Origin of the sequence: Acidithiobacillus ferriphilus (assembly GCF_018854775.1) — a bacterium.
Taxonomy (GTDB): domain Bacteria; phylum Pseudomonadota; class Gammaproteobacteria; order Acidithiobacillales; family Acidithiobacillaceae; genus Acidithiobacillus; species Acidithiobacillus ferriphilus.
The window spans coordinates 1-2,455 of sequence record NZ_JAAZTY010000088.1 but is presented as its reverse complement, the minus strand read 5'-3'; the positions used below and the strand labels follow the sequence as shown (position 1 = coordinate 2,455).

Annotated in this window: 3 protein-coding genes; 1 reads left to right on the top strand and 2 read right to left on the bottom strand. The window is 56.7% G+C overall.

All coding sequences use genetic code 11. The annotated features are described in order from the left end of the window. Positions 1–281 precede the first annotated feature (281 nt). A complete protein-coding gene (locus tag HF921_RS06970; protein ID WP_226833055.1) occupies positions 282–896 on the bottom strand; it encodes a cation diffusion facilitator family transporter in 615 nt (204 codons plus the stop codon). A gap of 280 nt (positions 897–1,176) precedes the next feature. Further along, positions 1,177–2,133, bottom strand: coding sequence for a cation diffusion facilitator family transporter (locus tag HF921_RS06965; RefSeq protein WP_010642689.1), 957 nt, complete (start codon positions 2,131–2,133; stop codon positions 1,177–1,179). 99 nt (positions 2,134–2,232) lie between these two features. Between HF921_RS06965 and HF921_RS06960 the strand changes: the two genes are divergently transcribed. Further along, positions 2,233–2,455: MerR family transcriptional regulator (locus HF921_RS06960; protein ID WP_215893568.1), on the top strand; the 223-nt coding region annotated here is incomplete at its 3' end.

Sequence of the window (2,455 nt, the reverse complement as noted above, 5' to 3'; positions counted from 1 at the left end):
GGTTAAAGGCAGGGTAATACCGCCACTGCTCGCCACGAACCTGTGGACTGATGAGCCCGCATGTGGCGCGATTGCTGGATCATGTGCTGTGAACAGATTTCCATAGGGAAGGAGCTTTCCTTATAGTGCAATGCAGGCGGGTTCAGAGTCACATTGTGCATTTTACGCCTGTAGAAACAAGCAAAGACCTGGACCAAAATCCATGTGGCTCAACTCTATAAAAAGGGCTAGTCTACAGGGGAGGTTGTGGTCCCATGTCCGCACCTTGGAAGATGTTAATCTCACCAATGACGCACTTTTCCTGTTCTTGCCACGGGAGGCGCTCCCTGTGCACGTAGTGCTTGCAAGGATTGCTGCAGGACATTAAGCGCGGAACGGAGAAACACACCGGAGATAAGGGCTCCGACGATGATGTCAGGCCAGCGCGAGGCAAGCAGGTAAATGCTGCTGGCGGCGAGTAAAACACCGACGTTGGCGATCAAGTCATTTCGAGAGCACAGCCAACTGGAACTCATGTTTAGGTTGTAGCCACGGGATCGGTACAAAAGAAAAAAGCACACGAGATTGGCGAGGAGTGCCAGCACGCCGACGATTCCCATCGTTTCGATATCCGGCATGACGGGGTGAAACACTTTGTAGATCGCCGTCCCCAGCACACCAAGCCCAAGCGCGAGCATGAAGCCGCCCTTTACCAGGGCAGCAACTGCCTGCCAGTGCGCCGATCGTGCCAACACGAAGAGGCTGAACCCGTACACCAAGGCATCGCCCAGCATGTCCAGCGCGTCCGCCAGCAGCGAAATTGAATGGGCGATTAGGCCCGCCGAGCCTTCCACGAAAAACATGACAGCGTTGATGGTGAACACGATCCACAGCACACGCCTGTGACTCTCGCGCATGGCGTCTATCTCGCATCGTTTGTCTTCACAGCAATTAGCCATTTGTTGTGGTATCCCTTGAGTTTGCTGTACCTAGCGGTAGCGTACGTTAAATATTCTGTGACTGTTCAGCATGCCCTTGTCATACAGGCCATTAGCGAAGATACTTTATCTCATGCGCGAACTTCCTGACATTTTGATGCTGACCTCTGACCGTATCTATTCAGAGTATCTATATTGTGGAAAAGAAATCTTCTCGAAGCCATATTCCTGGATCCTTGCATAAACCTTCCGGAAAATCTCAAACCCGATGATCCGGCGCCAGTGCGCACGGGTGGGCCGGATCGCCAGCCTCCACCTGCAAGGTGGGGTGGTCGATGCGAAAGCGCCTCTGCAATTCATTGCCGATCCGGTTCAGGAGCGCGTCTCCGGGGTGGCCGTTGGGCATGACCAGATGCACGGTCAGCGCCGTTTCGGTGGTGCTCATGGCCCAGATGTGCAGGTCATGTACCGCCGCCACATCCGGCAGGGCGGCGAGATAGGCGCGTACCGCCTGGGTTTCGATTCCTTCGGGCACGCCGTGCAGGGTCAGGTTGAGGGAATCCCTCAGCAAGCCCCAGGTGGCGATCACGATCACCGCGCTGATGAGCAGGCTGACCGCGGGATCCAGCCAAAACCAGTCGGTAAACAGCATCCCGATCCCCGCCAGGACCACCCCGAGCGATACGGCGGCATCGCCCGCCATGTGCAGAAACGCTGCTCGGATATTCAGATCGCCCTTGCGCCCCGCCATGAACAGCAGGGCGGTTCCGGTATTGATCGCCACTCCGAAGGCTGCGACGCCAATGACTATGCCGCTTGCCACGGGCGTGGGATGCAGCATGCGCTGAATCGCTTCCCAGGCGATCCCGCCAGTCACCACCAACAGGAATACGGCATTGGCCAGAGCCACCAGAATTGACGAGCTGCGCAGCCCGTAGGTAAAGCGCGCCGAGGGCTGGCGGCGAGACAGTGCCGTGGCGCCCCAAGCCATGAGCAAGCCCAGGATGTCACTCATGTTATGTCCGGCATCCGCCAGTAAAGCCAGGGAATGTCCAATCATCCCAAACACGACCTCAGCCAGCATGAAGCTCAGGTTGAGCGCCCCTCCGATGGCAAAAGCGCGACCATAGTTTGCCGGACCGTGGGCATGGCTATGCGTGTGGGTATGATGGTGACCAGCGGTATGACCGGCATGGTCATGAGAGTCGTGTGCCATACACCATCCTTCTCTGCAAAAATCCGAATGAATTGCCATTAAAAACCTTGTAGCCACTACATGGTCAAGGATTTATACTGCTCTTTTTGGGGGGCTGATATGCGAATTGGCGAACTTGGGCAGGCCACGTGCGTGGATCCAGAGACCATCCGTTATTATGAACGGATAGGCCTCTTGCCCGCGCCAGTTCGGCGGGCGAACGGCTATCGCGCTTATGGCCTCGCGCATCTGGAACGGCTTGCCTTTATTCGCCACTGCCGGGCGCTGGACATGCCACTTGCGGACGTGCAGCGACTCTTGCATCTGCTGGATCATCCGCTGG

Coding starts and splice junctions, on each gene's coding strand:
- HF921_RS06970 (WP_226833055.1), bottom strand. CDS start 896: ATGCGCGAGAGTCACAGGCGTGTGCTGTGGATCGTGTTCACCATCAAC.
- HF921_RS06965 (WP_010642689.1), bottom strand. CDS start 2,133: ATGGCACACGACTCTCATGACCATGCCGGTCATACCGCTGGTCACCAT.